Annotated in this window: 18 protein-coding genes; 9 read left to right on the top strand and 9 right to left on the bottom strand. The window is 70.2% G+C overall.

Going from position 1 to position 16,604, the window contains the following annotated elements; all coding sequences use genetic code 11:
* Window positions 1–45: 45 nt before the first annotated feature.
* The gene (locus L3Q65_RS11560; protein WP_220508617.1) at window positions 46–822 is read right to left on the bottom strand and encodes a lysozyme; all 777 of its coding nucleotides are present in this window, start codon (window positions 820–822) and stop codon (window positions 46–48) included.
* A gap of 296 nt (window positions 823–1,118) precedes the next feature.
* Between L3Q65_RS11560 and L3Q65_RS11555 the strand changes: the two genes are divergently transcribed.
* Complete coding sequence (locus tag L3Q65_RS11555; RefSeq protein ID WP_182896269.1) at window positions 1,119–2,933, top strand: hypothetical protein; 1,815 nt, start codon at window positions 1,119–1,121, stop codon at window positions 2,931–2,933.
* Window positions 2,934–3,015: 82 nt separating this feature from the next.
* Here the strand turns inward: L3Q65_RS11555 and L3Q65_RS11550 are convergent, their stop codons facing one another.
* Window positions 3,016–3,858 carry an oxidoreductase gene (locus L3Q65_RS11550; RefSeq protein WP_182896270.1) on the bottom strand — a complete coding sequence of 281 codons (843 nt, stop codon included), beginning with the start codon at window positions 3,856–3,858 and terminating at the stop codon, window positions 3,016–3,018.
* 97 nt (window positions 3,859–3,955) lie between these two features.
* Here L3Q65_RS11550 and L3Q65_RS11545 point away from each other — a divergent pair, with 97 nt between their 5' ends.
* A complete protein-coding gene (locus tag L3Q65_RS11545; RefSeq protein ID WP_237599612.1) occupies window positions 3,956–4,852 on the top strand; it encodes a LysR family transcriptional regulator in 897 nt (298 codons plus the stop codon).
* 57 nt (window positions 4,853–4,909) lie between these two features.
* Here L3Q65_RS11545 and L3Q65_RS11540 read toward each other — a convergent pair whose 3' ends face one another.
* A complete protein-coding gene (locus L3Q65_RS11540; protein ID WP_182896272.1) occupies window positions 4,910–5,800 on the bottom strand; it encodes a glycoside hydrolase family 16 protein in 891 nt (296 codons plus the stop codon).
* A gap of 218 nt (window positions 5,801–6,018) precedes the next feature.
* On the opposite strand from L3Q65_RS11540, the gene L3Q65_RS11535 reads away from it, so the two are divergent.
* Genes L3Q65_RS11535 through L3Q65_RS11515 form a run of 5 tightly spaced genes read left to right on the top strand, consistent with a single transcriptional unit; the run spans window position 6,019 to window position 10,011 of the window.
* The gene (locus L3Q65_RS11535; RefSeq protein ID WP_237599611.1) at window positions 6,019–6,849 is read left to right on the top strand and encodes a helix-turn-helix transcriptional regulator; all 831 of its coding nucleotides are present in this window, start codon (window positions 6,019–6,021) and stop codon (window positions 6,847–6,849) included.
* 41 nt (window positions 6,850–6,890) lie between these two features.
* On the top strand, window positions 6,891–7,745 hold the full coding sequence (locus L3Q65_RS11530) for an oxidoreductase (protein WP_237599610.1): 855 nt from the start codon (window positions 6,891–6,893) through the stop codon (window positions 7,743–7,745).
* Window positions 7,742–8,452 carry an SDR family oxidoreductase gene (locus L3Q65_RS11525; RefSeq protein WP_237599609.1) on the top strand — a complete coding sequence of 237 codons (711 nt, stop codon included), beginning with the start codon at window positions 7,742–7,744 and terminating at the stop codon, window positions 8,450–8,452. The genes L3Q65_RS11530 and L3Q65_RS11525 overlap by 4 nt, the downstream gene beginning before the upstream one ends.
* Before the next feature lie 15 nt (window positions 8,453–8,467).
* Window positions 8,468–8,806 (top strand): YciI family protein, encoded by a 339-nt coding sequence (locus L3Q65_RS11520; RefSeq protein ID WP_182896276.1) that lies wholly within the window; start codon window positions 8,468–8,470, stop codon window positions 8,804–8,806.
* Window positions 8,803–10,011, top strand: coding sequence for an RNA polymerase sigma factor (locus L3Q65_RS11515; protein ID WP_237599608.1), 1,209 nt, complete (start codon window positions 8,803–8,805; stop codon window positions 10,009–10,011). The genes L3Q65_RS11520 and L3Q65_RS11515 overlap by 4 nt, the downstream gene beginning before the upstream one ends.
* Here the strand turns inward: L3Q65_RS11515 and L3Q65_RS11510 are convergent.
* Window positions 9,989–10,591, bottom strand: a complete 603-nt coding sequence (locus L3Q65_RS11510) for a TetR/AcrR family transcriptional regulator (protein WP_237599607.1) — start codon at window positions 10,589–10,591, stop codon at window positions 9,989–9,991. The two genes, L3Q65_RS11515 and L3Q65_RS11510, sit on opposite strands and share 23 nt — an antisense overlap.
* Before the next feature lie 91 nt (window positions 10,592–10,682).
* On the opposite strand from L3Q65_RS11510, the gene L3Q65_RS11505 reads away from it, so the two are divergent.
* Together L3Q65_RS11505 and L3Q65_RS11500 are read left to right on the top strand one after the other, a co-directional pair.
* Entirely contained in the window at window positions 10,683–12,140 is a 1,458-nt protein-coding gene (locus L3Q65_RS11505; protein WP_237599606.1) for an amidase, read from the top strand.
* Window positions 12,141–12,241: 101 nt separating this feature from the next.
* Window positions 12,242–13,318, top strand: coding sequence for a GDSL-type esterase/lipase family protein (locus L3Q65_RS11500; protein WP_182896280.1), 1,077 nt, complete (start codon window positions 12,242–12,244; stop codon window positions 13,316–13,318).
* Window positions 13,319–13,843: 525 nt separating this feature from the next.
* On the opposite strand, the gene L3Q65_RS11495 is transcribed toward L3Q65_RS11500, so the two are convergent.
* From L3Q65_RS11495 to L3Q65_RS11475, 5 genes are read right to left on the bottom strand one after another with little or no spacing between them, the layout of a single operon-like run.
* Window positions 13,844–14,143 (bottom strand): hypothetical protein, encoded by a 300-nt coding sequence (locus L3Q65_RS11495; protein ID WP_067585532.1) that lies wholly within the window; start codon window positions 14,141–14,143, stop codon window positions 13,844–13,846.
* Window positions 14,130–14,357 carry a hypothetical protein gene (locus L3Q65_RS11490; RefSeq protein ID WP_043830397.1) on the bottom strand — a complete coding sequence of 76 codons (228 nt, stop codon included), beginning with the start codon at window positions 14,355–14,357 and terminating at the stop codon, window positions 14,130–14,132. Before L3Q65_RS11490 ends, L3Q65_RS11495 begins: the two co-directional genes overlap by 14 nt.
* A gap of 37 nt (window positions 14,358–14,394) precedes the next feature.
* Window positions 14,395–14,847: an Lrp/AsnC family transcriptional regulator gene (locus tag L3Q65_RS11485; protein WP_009078207.1), complete on the bottom strand. Its 453-nt coding sequence runs from the start codon at window positions 14,845–14,847 to the stop codon at window positions 14,395–14,397.
* Between the two features lie 40 nt (window positions 14,848–14,887).
* Window positions 14,888–16,030, bottom strand: a complete 1,143-nt coding sequence (locus tag L3Q65_RS11480) for a Xaa-Pro peptidase family protein (RefSeq protein ID WP_182896281.1) — start codon at window positions 16,028–16,030, stop codon at window positions 14,888–14,890.
* Between the two features lie 10 nt (window positions 16,031–16,040).
* Window positions 16,041–16,538, bottom strand: coding sequence for a MarR family winged helix-turn-helix transcriptional regulator (locus tag L3Q65_RS11475; protein ID WP_237599605.1), 498 nt, complete (start codon window positions 16,536–16,538; stop codon window positions 16,041–16,043).
* Window positions 16,539–16,604: the final 66 nt, after the last annotated feature.

Genomic DNA, 16,604 nt, shown 5'->3' with positions numbered 1-16,604 from the left:
GATCCAACTACGAGCGGACCCCCGCCGGTACGGCTTTTCAGGCGATCACGCCGACGAACCGCCTCCCCTGGCGAGCGCCTCGACGCGGTTCATCGGGCCGTTGTAGTAGTTCTGGTCGCCGGGAAGGCTGCCGGTGCGCGAGAACTGCCAGATGCTCTGCTTGTCCCAGCCCGCCGGGAGTTCGCCGATCTCCGGGGCGTACCGGGCGAGCCACAGCGGGTTGGTGTCGCCGAACCCGCCCGCGTTGCCGGTGCAGAGCTTCCACCACGACGTCGAGGTGTAGATGATCGCGCTGCGGCGCTGTTTCGCCAGGTACCGGCGGGTGAAGTCGGCGATCCAGGCGGTCATGTCGGCCTGGCTCTTGCCGTAGCAGGCGTCGCCGTACGGGTTGTATTCGATGTCCAGCGCGCCCGGCAGCGTCGTGCCGTCGCCGCGCCACGCGCCGCCGTGGGCGATGAAGTAGTCGGCTTGCTGCGCGCCGGTGGAGACGTCCGGGCGGGCGAAGTGGTACGCGCCGCGGATCAGGCCCGCGTCGTGCGCGCCGTGGTACTGCTGGTCGAACTGCGGGCTCACGAATCCGGTGCCCTCGGTCGCCTTGACGTAGGCGAACCGGGCGCCCGCGCCCGCGGCCTGGCCCCAGTCGACCGCGCCCTGGTGCCCGCTGACGTCGTGGCCGAGGGTCTGCCCGGTCGCCGGGTCGAACCGGGGGCTCCCGCTTTGCACGCCCTCGTGCCGCAGAATTTGTGAACCGGCAACGTTTTCGCCGGCCTTCGAGTAGTCCGCGGCGGCGGCCGGCCCGGCGGTCGCGACGCCGCACGCCATGGCCAGTACCGACACGACGGCGGCCAAGCCGAGCCGCCAGGGGTTGTCCGTTGCTGTCCGGGTCACCGAGACTCCGATCTTCACGGCGGCAGGTCCAAGGCCCATCGTGGGGCACGGCGCGGCGCGAGGCTGGCTGCGTCACCCGGACGTGAACATGTTTCCGATAGCCGGAATCGCCCTAGTGGTCCAGACAACCGTGACCGATTTGTGACCGGCGGCGCCGAGCTGGGCGTTTAATTTGTTGTGGCCGACCACAAACTAGTTGGCAAATTCCCTACCGGCGGAGGTGTCCCCACGTGAACCGGACTCATCGACCACCCGGGCGGCCGTCCCGATCCCGCGGACCAGCACTGGTCGCGCTTGCGCTGCTCGCCGCGGCCGGGCTCGCCGTCCCCGCCGCCGCGGCCCCAGCGTCCGGGCAGGCGGACTGCACCGGCCAGTCCGATCAGCCGGACTTCGGGCCGAACGTGCACATTTTCGACCCGGGAATGCCCTCCTCGACGATCCAGGCCCAGCTGGACAAGGACTTCGAAGCGCAGAAGGACACGCAGACCGCGCAGTTCGGCTCGGGCCGCGTCGCGCATCTGTTCAAGCCGGGCACCTACGCGGTGCACGACAACGTCGGCTTCTACACCTCCGTCGCCGGGCTCGGCCAGAACCCGGACGACGTCCAGATCAACGGCGACATCACCGTGGACGCCTTCAACGAGTCCGACCAGGGCTCCGCGCTGCAGAACTTCTGGCGTTCGGCGGAGAACATGGCCGTCACGCCTTCCAGCGGCAGCGACCGGTGGGCGGTCTCGCAGGCCGCGCCGTTCCGCCGGATGGACATCAAGGGCGGACTGCAGCTGTTCCCGGCCAGCTACGGCTACGCGAGCGGCGGCTACGTCGCCGACACCCGCGTGTCCGGTCAGGCCGCGTCGGTCTCGCAACAGCAGTGGTACACGCGGGATTCGGCGCTGGGCAGCTGGGACGGCGGCGTGTGGAACATGGTCTTCTCCGGGACCACCGGCGCGCCGGCCAACTCGTTCCCGAACCCGCCGGAAACGACGCTCGACACCACGCCGGTGTCGCGCGACGTGCCGTACCTGTACGTGGACAACGGCGGCAACTACCGCGTCTTCCTGCCGTCCCTGCGCACGAACGCGTCCGGTCCGAGCTGGGCGAACGGCGGCACGCCCGGCGATTCCGTTCCGATGAGCCAGTTCCGCGTGGTGAAGCCCGGGGACACCGCGGAGAGCATCAACAGCTCCCTCGACTCCGGCTGCAACCTGTTCTTCACCCCCGGCGCCTACCACCTCGACCAGACGCTGAACGTGACCCGCCCTGGCACGACAGTGCTCGGCATCGGTTATCCGACGCTGATCCCGGACAACGGCGTCGACGCGATGCACGTGTCCGATGTGGACGGTGTGCGGGTGAAGGGCCTGCTGTTCGACGCGGGCACCCAGAATTCGCAGTCCTTGCTGACGGTCGGCGAAAGCGGCAAGCACACGAGCCACGCGGCGAATCCGACGTCGCTGCAGGACGTGTTCTTCCGCGTGGGCGGCGATCTGGCGGGCAAGGCCGCCAACAGCCTGGTGGTGAACAGCGACGACACGATCGTCGACCACGTCTGGGCGTGGCGCGCCGACCACGGCAACAGCGGCACCGTCGGCTGGACCACGAACACCGCCGACACCGGCGTGCTCGTCAACGGCGACAACGTGACCGCGACCGGGCTGTTCGTGGAGCATTACCAGAAGTTCCAGGTCGTGTGGAACGGCCAGAACGGGAAGACGATCTTCTTCCAGAACGAAATGCCTTACGACGTCCCGGACCAGGCCTCGTGGAATTCCGCGCCCGGCACCGCCGGGTACGCCGCGTACAAGGTCGGCCCGGACGTGACGGCGCACGAGGCGTGGGGTCTGGGCAGCTACTGCTTCTTCGACACCAACCCGGCGGTCTCGAGCTATCACGCGTTCGAGGTGCCGCAGAACGGCGGGGTGAAGCTGCACAGCCTGCTCACGGTGTCGCTGAACCACCGCGGCACGATCACCCACGTCGTGAACGACACCGGCGACGTGACTCCGGACGGCACCAAGCCGGTGAACGTCCCGAATTATCCGTGACTCGACCGCGTCCCGACGTCCGTGAAGGACTCCTTGCGGGAATCTGATTCCCTCAAGGAGTCCTTCACGGACCTGCTTGACCTCAGTCCAGCGCGGTCTCCCGGCTGACCTTCTCCCAGGAGTCGAGATCCCGGGTCAGCGCACCGATTTTGCCGCGAATCGCGTCCACCGCGTCACCGCCGAGCGCGAGCCGCAGCGGTGCGTCGGGCGCGTCGACGGCGCGCAGGATCGCCTCCGCCGCTTTCGCCGGATCGCCGGGCTGCGTCCCGTCCATCCCCTCGATCGCGGCGCGGGTGGCCGCGGTCGATTCGGCGTAGGCGTCGAGATTGCGGGAGCGGTGCATCGCCGCGCCGCCGAACGACGTCCGGAACGCGCCCGGCTCCACGATCAGCACCTTGACCCCGAGCGGCGCGACCTCCGCCGCGAGCGCCTCGGACAGGCCTTCCAGGGCGAACTTCGCCGCACAGTAGGCCCCGAACGCGGGCGGCGCGAGCAGCCCGCCCATCGAACTCATCTGCACGATCGTGCCGCTCCCCTGTTCCCGCAGCAGCGGGACGACGGCCTTCGTCATCGCGACCGCGCCGAAGAACATCACCTCCAGCACCGCGCGCAGGTCGGCCATCTCCAGTTCCTCGACCGCACCGACCGTGCCGTGGCCGGCGTTGTTGACCAGCACGTCGATCCGGCCGAACTCGTCCAGCGCGGTCTGCACGGCGGCGTCGATCTGCGCCGGGTCGGTGACGTCCAGCGCCGCGGCGCGCACCCGGTCCCCGCCGGATTCGACGAGGCCGGCGAGCGTTTCCGGGTTGCGGGCGGTCGCGAGGACCCGGTCCCCCGCGGCCAGCGCGGCCTGGGCGAGTTCGCGGCCGAAGCCGCTCGAGCACCCGGTGATCAGCCAGACGCGGCCGTCGGTTTCCTCGGTCATTGAGCAGTCCCTCCAGTGGTTCTTCCGCCTCCGATCGTGGCCCGTGCCCGCCGGGTCCCGCCAACACCGGTTCGCTGGCGGGCTACAGTCTCAGCCTGTGACTCCTGAGCTGCGGCAGCTGCGCTACTTCGTCGCCGTCGCCGAGACGACGAGCTTCACGCGCGCGGCAGCGGCCCTGCACATCGCGCAGCAGTCCCTCTCGCAGCAGATTTCGGTGCTGGAACGCCAGCTCGGCACGAAACTCTTCGACCGCGATGCCCGCGGCACCCGGCTCACCTCGATCGGTGAGCTCTTCCTCCCCGAAGCGCGCTCGGTGCTCGCCCGCGCCGACGCGGCGGTCGCGACGGTCGCTCGTGCGATCCGCGGCGAGATCGGCACCCTGCGGCTGGCTTTCCTTGCCAGCACAGCGAACTACCTGCTCCCGCCAGTCGTGCGCGCCGTGCGGGAGCAACTTCCGGAACTCACCGTCACCACCGCGGAAGTCTCGATCGCGGAACTCGTCGACGGTGTCCGCGACGGTCGCTTCGACGCTGGCTTCACCCGCCCGCCCCTGGTCGACGATCTCGCGACGCACATCCTGCTGACCGAGGAGGTCTGCGCGGTCCTCCCCTGCGGCCATCGACTGGCCGACCGCCCGTCGCTGCGCCTGGCCGGCCTCGCGAACGAGCCGTGGGTGCTGACGCCGCGCGCGTCATGGGACCCCTGGCACCGCAAGTACGACGCCGACTTCGCCGCGGCCGGTTTCACTCCGGACGTCGTGCAGCGCACCGCGACCGTGCAGGGCTTGCTGGGCCTGGTCGCGGCCGGGGTCGGCGTGACCCGGCTGGCGCGATCAGCGCACAGCCTGCGCCGCACCGGTGTGGTTTTCGTGCCGCTGGAGGGCGAATCCGCACACACGGTCGTGGTCTGGCGCGCGGACGGCCCGCGCCCGGCCGCGCTGCTGGACGTGGCGACCCGCCTGGCCGAGACGACGGACCTTTCCGGCGCGGGCTGAGCCGGTTTGCCGGGCGTGTTCGCGCCGGTTCCAACCGGCACAAACACGCCCGACGCTTCAGTCCTTGCTGACCTTCACCGAGAACGCGTCGATGCTCATCCCCGCCCCCGGCGTGATGTCCGCCCCCGGGCTGGTGCACCCGCACACCTTGTTCGGATAGGACCCGCCGATCGCCACGTCGAAGATCGCGAAGAACCCGTGGTCCACCGCCGCCTTCCAGGTGGCGTCGGAGACCTGGTTCTGCTTCACCGCGAAAGTCTCCTTGCCGTCCAAGGAAAACCGCAGTTCCTCCGCCGCCGCGTTCCGGCGGTCCACCACCACCGCGTACGTGTGGTAGCCCGTCTTGCAGCCGGCGCAGTCCTGCAGATCGCTGCTGATCCCGTCCGGATCGTGGCACTCCCCCGCCCACTGTCCACAGTGGAATGTGCTGGAGTGCTTGTCCAGCGCGTTCACGTTCTCCATGATGTCCAGCTCGCCGATGCTCGGCCAGTTCGTCGCGCCGACCGGCCGGGCGTCGGCGCCCATCGCCCAGAACGCGGGCCAGTAGCCGAGACCGTGCGCGGGGTCGGGCTGCTGGATCGTCGCGCTCATTTCCATCTGGCCGCCCGCCGGGGCGCCGAAGTCGGTGCGCTGGGTTTCGATCCGGCCGGACGTCCACGCGCCGTTCGCGTCGCGCAGCGGCTTGATGACCAGGTGCCCGGCTCCGTCGTGGTAGACGTTGCCCGTCGAGTCGGTCGAGGTCTCGATCTCGCCGGTGCCCCAGTTCGCCGCGCCGCCGGGATAGCCGGTTCCCTTGTCGTAGAGCCAGTTCTGCGGGTCGAGACCAGTGCCCGCGGGGCCGTCGAAGGTGTCCTCGAACACCGTGGTCCAGGTTTCGGCTGCTTGCGCGGGCGCGGCGGCCATCGACACGGCGGCGACGGCGGCCAGGATCAGCGGGGTGCGGCGCATGGGTTCGCCTTTCCGGTGGAGGGGTGCTCTCAGCAGGCTCCGCTCGCGCCGCTGACCAGTCAAAACAGTCTGCCTGCCGGTTCCGCGGCCGCGGTGCGCGCGGGCAGAGCGCGGCCGGAAAGGTTTGAACCACTGCGCCGCGGGGTACCGCAGAGGGTGGGAGAACCACACCCCCTTTGCCCGCCCCGCGGCCGGCGCCGGCGATCTAGCCTGGGCGCATGAGCGACAGCAACCTCCTCGGCGAGTTCCTGCGGGCCCGGCGCGGCACCGCCGTCCCGGCGGACGCGGACCTGCTCGCCGACACCCGGCGCCGGGTCAGCGGCCTGCGCCGGGAGGAGGTCGCGCAGCTGGCCGGGGTGAGCACCGACTACTACGTGCGGCTTGAGCAGGGTCGCGAGCGCACGCCGTCCGCGCAGGTCGTCGACGCGCTCGGCCGGGCGCTGCGACTCGACGACGAGGCGCTCGCCCACCTGCATTCCCTGGCCCGGCCGAAGCGACCGAGGCGCCGGCCCGCGAAGGAGCGCGTCAGTCCGCGGCTGGTGCAGCTGATGGACGCGTGGCCGCGGACGCCCGCGGTCGTGCTCGGACGGTGCATGACGGTGCTCGCGGCGAATCTGCTCGGCGAGGCGCTGTTCGCCGGGCACGAGCACAGCGGCGACCTGCTGCGGCTGGTGTTCCTCGACCCCGACGCCCGGGACTTCTACCCGGATTGGGAACGGGTCGCGGTGAACACGGTCGGCGGGCTGCGGTCGGCGGCGGGCACCGATCTGGACGATCCGCTGCTGATCGAGGCGGTCGGCGAACTGTCGCTCAAGAGCGCCGATTTCCGCCGGTTGTGGGCGCGCCACGATCTCCGGCAGAAAACGCACGAATCGAAACGGTTCCGGCATCCGCAGGTCGGAATGCTGACCCTGCACTACGAATCGATGACCGTGAACAGCGCTCCCGGCCAGCAGCTCGTGGTGTACCAAGCGGATCCGGGCAGTCCGTCGGAGGCCGCGCTGGGGCTGCTCGGCAGTCTCGCCGCCGGCGACCGCCCGCACCGCTGACGCATTTCCCGCAATTCTCGAATTCCTTCAGGGGCAGAGCCATGTCTGAAAACAACGCGCCCGTCTGGTTCATCACCGGGTGTTCCACCGGCCTCGGCCGCGCACTCGCGACCGCCGTACTCGAACGCGGCCTGCGCGCGGTCGTCACGGCCCGCGATCCCGAACGCGTCGCTGACCTCGCCGCCGCGCATCCCGGACGCGCGCTGGCGGTCGCGCTCGACGTGACCGACCAGCAGCAGATCACCGAAGCGGTCGCCGAGGCACACCGCGTCTTCGGCCAGATCGACGTCCTCGTCAACAACGCCGGCTACGGCTACCTGGCCGCCGCCGAAGAAGGCGAAGACGCCGAGATCCGCGCGCTGTTCGAGGCCAACGTATTCGGCTTGATGGCGCTCACCCGCGCTGTCCTGCCGGGAATGCGAGCGCGACGCAACGGCCATCTCGTCTCGGTCTCGTCGCTCGGCGGCCTGGCTGCCTTCGGCGCGACCGGCTACTACCACGCGACCAAGTTCGCCGTCGAAGGCTTCAGCGAATCGCTCGCCGCCGAGGTCGGACCGCTCGGCATCGGCGTCACGATCGTCGAACCGGCCGCGTTCCGCACCAACTGGCCGGGCCCGTCCATGCGGGAGTCCGCGATCCGCATCGACGACTACGCCGGCACCGCGGGCGCGCGCCGCACCTCGACGCTAGCCACTTACGGCAAGCAGCCGGGCGACCCGGACCGCGCCGCGACCGCGGTCATCGACGCCGTCACCTCCGCCGAACCGCCGCTGCGCCTGCTGCTCGGCCAAGCGGCCTACGACATCGCCACCGCCCGCCTCGACACCCTCCGCAAGACGTTCGACGACTGGCGCGACGTCACCCTGTCCGCCGACTTCCCGAAGGAATCCGAATGAGCAAGACAGCCCTGATCACCGGTGCCAGCAGCGGAATCGGCGAAGCCACCGCACGCAGGCTCGCCGCGGACGGCTGGCGCGTGATCGCCGGAGCGCGTCGCGAAGACCGCCTCGCGGACCTCGCCGCCAGCGCGGACGGCATCGAGGTACACCGCCTCGACGTGACCGACCGGGCCGACGTCGCCGAGTTCGTCGACCGCGCGGTGCGCGACCACGGCGAGATCGACGCGTTCGTCGCGAACGCCGGGGTGATGCCGTTGTCCCGGCTCGACGCCGGACTGGTCGAGGAATGGGACCGGATGATCGACGTCAACGTCCGGGGCCTCCTGCACGGCATCGCCGCCGCATTGCCGCACTTCACCCGCCAGCGCCGCGGCCACTTCGTCACCGTCGCGTCGATCGGCGCGCACGGCGTCACGCCGACCGCCGCGGTGTACTGCGGCACGAAGTACGCGGCGTGGGCGATCACCGAAGGCCTGCGGCTGGAATGCGACCCGTCGATCCGCGTCACCACGGTCTCCCCCGGCGTCGTGACCTCGGAGCTGGCGGACACGATCAGCGACCCTGATACGCGGGAGTTCATGCGGATCTACCGCAAGGACGCGCTCGAACCGAAAGCGATCGGCGACGCCATCGCCTACGCTCTCGACCAGCCGGCCGACGTGGACGTCAGCGAGATGATCGTGCGGCCGGCCCGGCAACGCTGAACGAAGGAGGAGACGGTGCCGCAGTACTTGCTCGGGATCTGGCAGCCCGACGGCGGAACCCCGGATCCCGAGGTGCTGGCGGACATCGCGGCGCGCCTGGAAGCGGTGACCGACGAGATGAAGGCGAAAGGCGTCTGGGTCTTCTCGGGCGGCCTGCACCCGGCGTCCGCCGCGAAAGTGGTCCGGGCCTCCGGCGACGACGTCCTGTACACCGACGGCCCGTTCGCCGAAGGCAAGGAACACCTGGGCGGCTTCACCATCGTGACCGCGCCCGGCCCGGAGGCCGCGACGGAGTGGGCGGGGCGGATCTCGGAGATCACCACGCTGCCGGTGGAAGTCCGGGAGTTCCATTGATCTCGGCGGCCGTGCTCGAGCGGGTCTTCCGCGCCGAGCACGGCCGCGCGGTCGCCGTGCTGGCCCGGGCCTTCGGCGACCTCGACCTCGCCGAGGACGCCGTCCAGGAGGCGTGCGCGATCGCCACCGTCAAATGGCGCGCGGAAGGCCTCCCGGCGAGTCCCGCGGGCTGGCTCGTCACCACCGCCCGCAACCGCGGCATCGACCGCCTCCGCCGCGAATCCACCCGCGCCGACCGCCACGCGCAAGCCGCGCTCCTGCACGCGACCGAACCGTTCGACGAAGGCGCGGTCCCCGACGAGCGGCTGCGGCTGATCTTCACCTGCTGCCACCCCGCCCTCGGCACCGCCGCCCGGGTCGCCCTCACGCTGCGCCTGCTGGGCGGCCTCAGCACCGCCGAAATCGCGCACGCGTTCCTGGTCCCGGAATCGACGCTGGCACAACGGCTAGTGCGTGCCAAAGCCAAAATCCGCGACGCCCGGATCCCCTACCGCGTACCCGACGCCGCCGACCTCCCGGACCGGCTCAACGCCGTCCTCGCCGTGCTCTACCTGATCTTCACCGAGGGCCACACCGCCAGCAGCGGCACCGGCCTCACCCGGCCGGACCTGGCGTCCGAAGCGATCCGCCTGACCCGAATCCTGGCCGCGCTGCTGCCCGACGAGCCCGAAGTGCTGGGACTGCTCGCACTGCAACTGCTCACCGAATCCCGCCGCGCGGCCCGGCTCGACGCCGACGGAATCCCCGTGCTGCTGCCCGATCAGGGCCGCGCTCGCTGGGACTGGACGCTGATCGCCGAAGGCCAGGACCTCGTCCGCCACTGCCTGCGACTCGACCGCCCCGGCCCGTACCAGATCCAGGCCGCGATCAACGCCGTGCACAGCGACGGCACCGACTGGGTCCAGATCCTCGCCCTCTACGACCAGTTGCTCGCCCTCGCGCCGACGCCGATCGTCGCCTTGAACCGCGCGGTCGCGGTCGCCGAGGTCGAAGGCCCCGCCGCCGCTCTGACCATTGTGGACGGTCTGGACCTCGGCAACCGGCACCTCCTCCACGCCGTCCGAGCAGACCTGCTCGCCCGCCTTGGCCGGACCGCCGAAGCCGTCAAGGCCTACGACGAAGCCCTCCGCCTAGTCGGCAATGAAGCAGAACGCCTTCTGCTGCAACGAAAACGCGCTACCCTCAGTCCCGCTTCCCCCGGCTGATCACGCCTTCGACGATCCTCGTCAGGTGCGCGCCGACGTTCTCGACGCCGCCGTTCTGCACCGCGATCTGCGCCCCCTCCATCGCGAACGTCAGCTCCGCCGCGCCCAGCTCCGGGTCGGGCAGCCCGAGCCCCTCGCACATCGCCCGGAGCCTGCCGAACTGACGCGTCTTGTGCTCGCTGATCAACCGCCGCGCGGGATGTTCCGGATCCGGCAACTCGGCAACCGAGTTCGTGAACGGGCAGCCGCGATGGGAAAAATCCGGCAGCCCGTCGACGATGAAGCGCCCCACCGCGCGGATCTGCTCCGCGTAGTCGTCCGGATGCGCCTGTTCGGCCGCGTCGAACGCCGCCGAGTAGTCGTGCACGACGATCCGCAGCCATTCCGCGATCAGCGCGTCCTTGGTGCCGAAGTGCCGGTAGATCGCCATCTTCGTGGTCCCGGCGCGGTCCGCGATCGCCTGGACCCCGACCCGCACGACGCCCTCGTTGAGGAACAACTCCTCGGCCGCGTCGAGGATCCGCTCGCGAGGCGGCAAGGTCGCGACCCGCGTCGGCCGCCGGTCGGAGGTGCTCGTCATCGGTTCTTCCCACGGGGTTGGCAATGCGGTTCGGCACGGGCTACGGTACACAACCGTCCCCAGTGATACCACTCGGTATCACACAATACGGATGAGTCTCGCGAAGGACGTGCTGGTGAAAATCTCCGAATACACGAGCTGCGACGCGGTCGGCCTGGCGAACCTGATCGCCCGCGGCGAGGTGACCGCGGCCGAGGTCGCCGACGCGGCCGCGCGAGCAGTCGAAGCGGTGAACCCGCGGATCAACGCCGTAGTGGAAACCTGGCCGCCCGAGGACTCTCCCGCTCCCGGTTCCGCCCCGCTGGCGGGCGTGCCCTTCCTGGTCAAGGACCTCGGCGTCACCATGGCAGGCAAACGCAGCGAACTCGGCAGCCGGTTGGCCGCGGGCGCCGTGTCGCCCGAAGACTCGTTCCTGATGCGCCGCTTCCGCCAGGCGGGTTTGGCGACCATCGGCCGCACCGCCACGCCGGAAATGGCCTACAGCACCACCACTGAACCGGAGTTCTACGGCGCGACCCGCAACCCGTGGTCCCCGGGCCGCAGCGCGGGCGGCTCGAGCGGCGGTTCCGGCGCCGCGGTCGCCGCCGGAATCGTCCCCCTCGCCCACGCCACCGACGCCGCGGGTTCCATCCGAGTCCCCGCTTCGTACAACGGATTGTTCGGCCTGAAGCCGACTCGCGGCCGGATTTCGCAGGGCCCCGGTGCTGACGAGGTCTTCAACGGTCTGGCCGTGCAAGGCAGCCTGAGCCGGACTGTCCGCGACAGCGCCGTCCTGCTGGACCTGATCGAAGGCCCCGAACCCGGCGACCCGTACTTCGCTGCTCGTCCTGCTCGCCCCTACGCCGAGGAAGCCCGACTCGATCCAGGCCGCCTGCGCATCGCAGTCCTGCGCCAGCCCTGGGGCGGCCGCCAGCCGACCGAACCAGTCTCCGCCGCCGTGTCCGAAACCATCCGGCTGCTGGATTCCCTGGGCCACGAAGCCGAAGAGGCCACGCTGGCGCTAGGCGTCTCCTGGGAAGGATTCGTCCTCGGCAACGCACGGATGTGGACCGCGAACCTCGCCCCGTGGATCGACGGCATCGCCGCCGCGGCCGGCCGCCCGGTCGACGAGACCACCTTGGAACCGGTCACCCTCGCCAGCTACCGCTACGGCCACCAGGTCACCGCCGGCGAATTCGTCCGCGCCCTGGCGATCCGCAACCAGGTGTCCCGAACCCTCGCCCAGCACTTCGCCCGCTACGACGTCCTCCTGTCCCCGACCCTGCCTGAGCCGCCGGTCCTGCTCGGCGCATACGGCGAAGGCGCGGACCAGCTGGACGGCCTCGGCTGGCTGGACCGCATCCTGGACCGTTCCCCCTATACCGCGGCCGCGAACGTTTCAGGGGTTCCGTCGATGTCGGTCCCGCTGGCCGAAGCCGAAGGACTCCCGATCGGGATGCAGTTCACCGCCGCCTTCGGCCGCGAAGACCTGCTGTTCCGCCTGGCCGGACAGCTGGAGCGGGCCGCCCCGTGGACCCACCGCAAGCCCGCGATCTGGGCAGCCGACTAACCCGAAGAGTCCACAGTGGACCCTTAGCGACCCGTGACCCGCGTCCCACCCCCCGCCAACCCTGACGATGTCGTCCAGGTTCTCGCTAGACTTGGCGAGCGATGCGACGATTCCGGTGGTGGTGGGGGGCGCTGGTCCTCGCCTGCGTAGCCCTGCTCGTAGGCTTCTTCGTCTTTTTCGGCACCGAGAGCCGGCCGGGCCAGCCCTTTCCCCGGCAGGGCCCGCCCGGCCGGGGCCCGCTGACCATCGTGTCGATCGGCGACAGCACCGTCTCCGGCGAAGGGGCAGGCGCGTACAGCCCCGACACCGACGGCAAGAACGGCGACTGGTGCCACCGCTCGTCGGCGGCGTTCGTGCAGAAGGTCCGCATCCCCGGCATCACCGCCCGGGTCAACCTGGCCTGCTCCGGAGCCCCCGCCGCCCAAGTCGCCCTCGGCGACGCGAAACAGTGGGGCGAACGTTCCCAAGCCGCACAACTGGCCGACGTGGTGAAGAACCACCGGGTGGCAGCGGTAGTGATCGCGGTGGGCGCGAACGACGACCCGAAATTCTCCGCACAAGTCAGCGAATGCTTCAAAGCCTGGTTCTCCTCCGACGGCCCGTCCTGCAACGTCGCCTTGAAGGAAACCTGGAAGTCCAAAGTGGACGCCATGGTCCCCAAAGTGGCGAACGCGGTAGGCGACGTGAAAAAAGTGCTAGCCGACGCCGGATACGTCCCCGCCGATTACCAGCTGGTCCTCCAGTCCTATGCCACCCCGGTCGGCCCGGACATCCCAGCGGACTTGCAAAGCCTCAACGGCTGCCCCTTCCGCACCGACGACCTGCAGTGGATTTCGACCACGGGAATCAGCACGCTCTCCGCGGGAATCAAACAAGCAGCCACCCAATCCGGCGCCCGTTTCCTGGACCTGGCACGCGCAGGCGAAAACCACGAAGCCTGCTCCGGCGGCCCGAATCTGGCGACAGAATGGTTCACCCGCCTCACCCTGCATTTGAACGACCTGACCCAAGTCGACCGGGCGACGCACGCACTGCAGGAATCCTTCCACCCCAACGCCGCCGGACACGCCGCCATCGCCGACTGCCTCACGGACTTCCTGACGACGCAGCGCGGAAACGCCTCATGCCTGGCAGGCCCCGACGGAAAACTCCACGCCGTCCCCGAACCAGTGAGCTAGCCCCCACGTCGTGAGGTTCACCGCTGCGTGCGGGCCACCTTCACGAACTCTGATTCCCTCAAGGTTCCCCTCCCGCCCCTCCAGCGGTTCCGTCAAGGGCCCCTTCCCGGACTTGGATTCCCTCAAGGGGCCCTTCACAGCCCCTCGCACGCCGCGATGCGCCCCAATGCGGCATTGGGTGCATCGCATGCACCCAATGTGGCGTTCGGTGCGTCTAGCGCACCCAATGCCACATTGGGGCGCTAACCGAACGCCCCGAACCCCACCGAACCCACGCACCCACGCACCCAACCCGTGCGCACGAACACCAACCCGCCACCGCTGCACCCAACCAGCGAGGCACCCAGCCCTCCCCCAACCCCGATACAAAGCCACCCTGCGGTTCGGGGGTGCTGGTCAAGGCATCTTTCCCGCCTTGACCAGCACCCCCGAACCGTCAGCACAATGAGCTAACGGGGTGCCCCACGCAACCCAAGACCGGGCGCAATGTCGCCGCCAGGCGACGAGCCGACCCCCCAGCACGACTCACAAATCCAACGCAGCCCTCAAAGCCACATCGATCTGCTCCTGAACATCCCCGTCAACCTCCGCGATCCGCTCGGCCAGCCAAGGCCGATACAGCCGCGTGAGATTCAACGTAGACACCCAATACCGAGCATCCACCGCCACCCCGAGAATGTCCTGCGGATCCCGATCCAGCAGCTCAGTCCCCAGCAACCAAGGCCGCTCAGACTCGTTCACCCCGTCCGAAGACAGCAGCACCACGGTCCGCTGCCGAGCCGGATCCGTAGGCGGGTGGTAGGTCCAAACCTCACCCCTGCGCACGCATCTCCTTCTCCGCAGCCGCCCGCTCCGCCTCATCCGCTTCAGCGGAAGGCGCGACAGGAGCCCGCTGCGGGGTATACCCGGTCCGAACCGCCTCGCGCCGAGCCGCCTTCGACAGCCAGGACGAGACCGAGATTCCGTGCGCTTTCGCGGCCCGCTCGGCGTACTCGAGCGCACCGGTGTCGAGCGAGAGTGTCACCTTACGTGTTGCCATACCTTTTACCGTACCACTCTCACAGCCTCGACGGCGCTCACAGCGTCGGCGACCGCCCCTCGAACGGCGTGGACAGCACGACCGTCGTCCGGGTGGACACCTTCGCGGCCTCGCGGATCCGCCGGAGCAGGTCTTCGAGGCCGAGCGGCGAGGCCACGCGCACCAGCAGGATGTAGGACTCGTCGCCGGCCACCGAATAGCAGGACTCGATCTCGGTGATGTGCTGGATCCGCTGCGGGTAGTCGTCGGGCGCGGCCGGGTCGTTCGGGGTGAGCGAGATCAGCGCGGTGAGCGGGAGGCCGATCTGCTCGCCGTCGAGCCGGGCGGTGTAGCCGAGGATGACGCCGCGCTGTTCGAGGCGGCGCACCCGCTGGTGCACCGCCGAGACCGACAGCCCGACCCGTTCGGCGAGATCGGTGAAGCTGCGCCGCCCGTCGGCGGCGAGCTCCTGCACGATCGCCTGGTCGAGCGGTTCCAGCGGCCCGCTCATGCCGTGGCCTCCTCGGCGGTGATCCGTTCGCGAACCGCGCTCATGCGTCCAGCACGACCAGTTCGTGCGGCCGGGTGTTCACGGACTCGACGCCCGAGTCGGTGACGAGCACGATGTCCTCGATCCGGGCGCCCCAGCGGCCCGGCTGGTAGATGCCGGGCTCGACGCTGAAGGCCATGCCCGCCTCGAGCGGCAGCGCGTTGCCCTTGATGATGTAGGGCTCTTCGTGCACGTCGAGGCCGATGCCGTGGCCGGTGCGGTGGATGAAGTACTCGCCGAATCCGGCGGCGTCGATGACGTCGCGCGCGGCCTTGTCGATGCTCTCCGCGGTGGCACCGGGGCGGACCGCGTCGACGGCGGCCTGCTGCGCGCGCTGCAGCACGGCGTAGGTCTCGGCGACGTCGGCGTCGCGGGGTTCGCCGATCGAGTAGGTGCGGGTGGAGTCGGAGTTGTAGCCCTCGGGCACCGGGCCGCCGATGTCGATCACGACGACGTCGCCGCGTTCGATGACGCGCTCGGACACGTCGTGGTGCGGGCTGGCTCCGTTGGGGCCGGAGCCGACGATGACGAAGTCGGCGTGCGTGTGGCCCTCTTCGACGATGGCGGCGGTGATGTCCGCGCCGACCTCGGCCTCGGTGCGGCCGGCGCGCAGCCATTCGCCCATCCGCGCGTGCACGCGGTCGATCGCCGCGCCCGCCTTGCGCAGCGCCTCGATCTCGGCGGCGTCCTTGCGCATCCGCAGTTCGCGCACGATCGGCCCGGCGAGGGTCTGCTCGGCGTCGCCGAACGCGGCGCGCAGGGACAGCACGTGCAGCGCCGGGGTGAAGTCGCTGACCGCGATCCGGCCGGGCTTGCCGAGCCGGTCGGCGACGAGCCGGTAGGGGTCGTCGCCGTCGACCCAGGTGAGCACTTCGACGCCGAGGTCGTCGGTGGGCACGTCGGCGTAGCCGGGGGCTTCGAGCTTCGGCACGACGAGCGCCGGGGTGCCCTCGGCGGGAATGACGAGGGTGGTCAGCCGCTCGAACGAACCGCCCGCCTGGCCGAGCAGGTACCGCAGGTCGGATCCGGGCGCGACGAGCAGCGCGTCGGTGTTCGCGGCGGCGGCCGCTTTCGCGGCGCGGTCGAGACGGGCGCGGAGCGCGGCGGCGTCGGGAGCGGGCGTGTGGAGGGATCGGCTCGACATGACGCCGAGCCTAGTACCCGGAGCCGCCGCTGCCGTCCCGACCGGCCGGGGACGCTGCGGGACGGTCCTCGCGCAGGCCGGAGATCAACTGCACCAGCTGTTCGCGCAACTGGTCGTCGGCGATGCCGGTCCCGGACAAGCCGATGCGGTCCCGTTCGGCGCGAACCGCCCGCGCGTGCACTTCGCGTCCGGCCGCGGTGATCGCGACGAGGCGGCGGCGGGAGTCGGCGGGGTCGGGCGCGCGGGCGACGAACCCTTCCCGGGAAAGCCGCTCGAGGGTGCGGCTCATCGTCTGGTCGGTCACCTCGCAGCGGCGGGCGAGCGCGCGCTGCGCGAGCGGGCCTTCGCCGAGCAGGTGGAGCACGATCAGCCCGGCGTGGGTCAGTCCCAGCTCCGCGAGCACCGAGGTCCACTGCTGTTCGACCAGCCGCGCCGCGACCGCGAGCAGCCGCCCGGTCGGCCAGGAGGCCAGCTCGTCGGCGCCCGGCTCGGTCTCCCCAGGGTCCATCGGCCCTCTCCCGTGCGATATGTTCAGCCTGCTGAACGTTTTCTCCCGATCATTCGCCTGAAGGAC

Source organism: Amycolatopsis sp. FU40, from assembly GCF_021903635.1.
Taxonomy (GTDB): Bacteria; Actinomycetota; Actinomycetes; order Mycobacteriales; family Pseudonocardiaceae; genus Amycolatopsis; species Amycolatopsis dendrobii.
Note: the sequence above shows the minus strand (reverse complement) of the source record. Positions and strands in the feature narration are given on the sequence as shown.

Coding starts and splice junctions, on each gene's coding strand:
- L3Q65_RS11550 (WP_182896270.1), bottom strand. CDS start 3,858: ATGACCGAGGAAACCGACGGCCGCGTCTGGCTGATCACCGGGTGCTCG.
- L3Q65_RS11530 (WP_237599610.1), top strand. CDS start 6,891: ATGTCTGAAAACAACGCGCCCGTCTGGTTCATCACCGGGTGTTCCACC.
- L3Q65_RS11540 (WP_182896272.1), bottom strand. CDS start 5,800: ATGCGCCGCACCCCGCTGATCCTGGCCGCCGTCGCCGCCGTGTCGATG.
- L3Q65_RS11480 (WP_182896281.1), bottom strand. CDS start 16,030: ATGTCGAGCCGATCCCTCCACACGCCCGCTCCCGACGCCGCCGCGCTC.
- L3Q65_RS11510 (WP_237599607.1), bottom strand. CDS start 10,591: ATGACGAGCACCTCCGACCGGCGGCCGACGCGGGTCGCGACCTTGCCG.
- L3Q65_RS11490 (WP_043830397.1), bottom strand. CDS start 14,357: ATGGCAACACGTAAGGTGACACTCTCGCTCGACACCGGTGCGCTCGAG.
- L3Q65_RS11535 (WP_237599611.1), top strand. CDS start 6,019: ATGAGCGACAGCAACCTCCTCGGCGAGTTCCTGCGGGCCCGGCGCGGC.
- L3Q65_RS11485 (WP_009078207.1), bottom strand. CDS start 14,847: ATGAGCGGGCCGCTGGAACCGCTCGACCAGGCGATCGTGCAGGAGCTC.
- L3Q65_RS11500 (WP_182896280.1), top strand. CDS start 12,242: ATGCGACGATTCCGGTGGTGGTGGGGGGCGCTGGTCCTCGCCTGCGTA.
- L3Q65_RS11525 (WP_237599609.1), top strand. CDS start 7,742: ATGAGCAAGACAGCCCTGATCACCGGTGCCAGCAGCGGAATCGGCGAA.
- L3Q65_RS11560 (WP_220508617.1), bottom strand. CDS start 822: ATGGCGTGCGGCGTCGCGACCGCCGGGCCGGCCGCCGCCGCGGACTAC.
- L3Q65_RS11475 (WP_237599605.1), bottom strand. CDS start 16,538: ATGGACCCTGGGGAGACCGAGCCGGGCGCCGACGAGCTGGCCTCCTGG.
- L3Q65_RS11505 (WP_237599606.1), top strand. CDS start 10,683: ATGAGTCTCGCGAAGGACGTGCTGGTGAAAATCTCCGAATACACGAGC.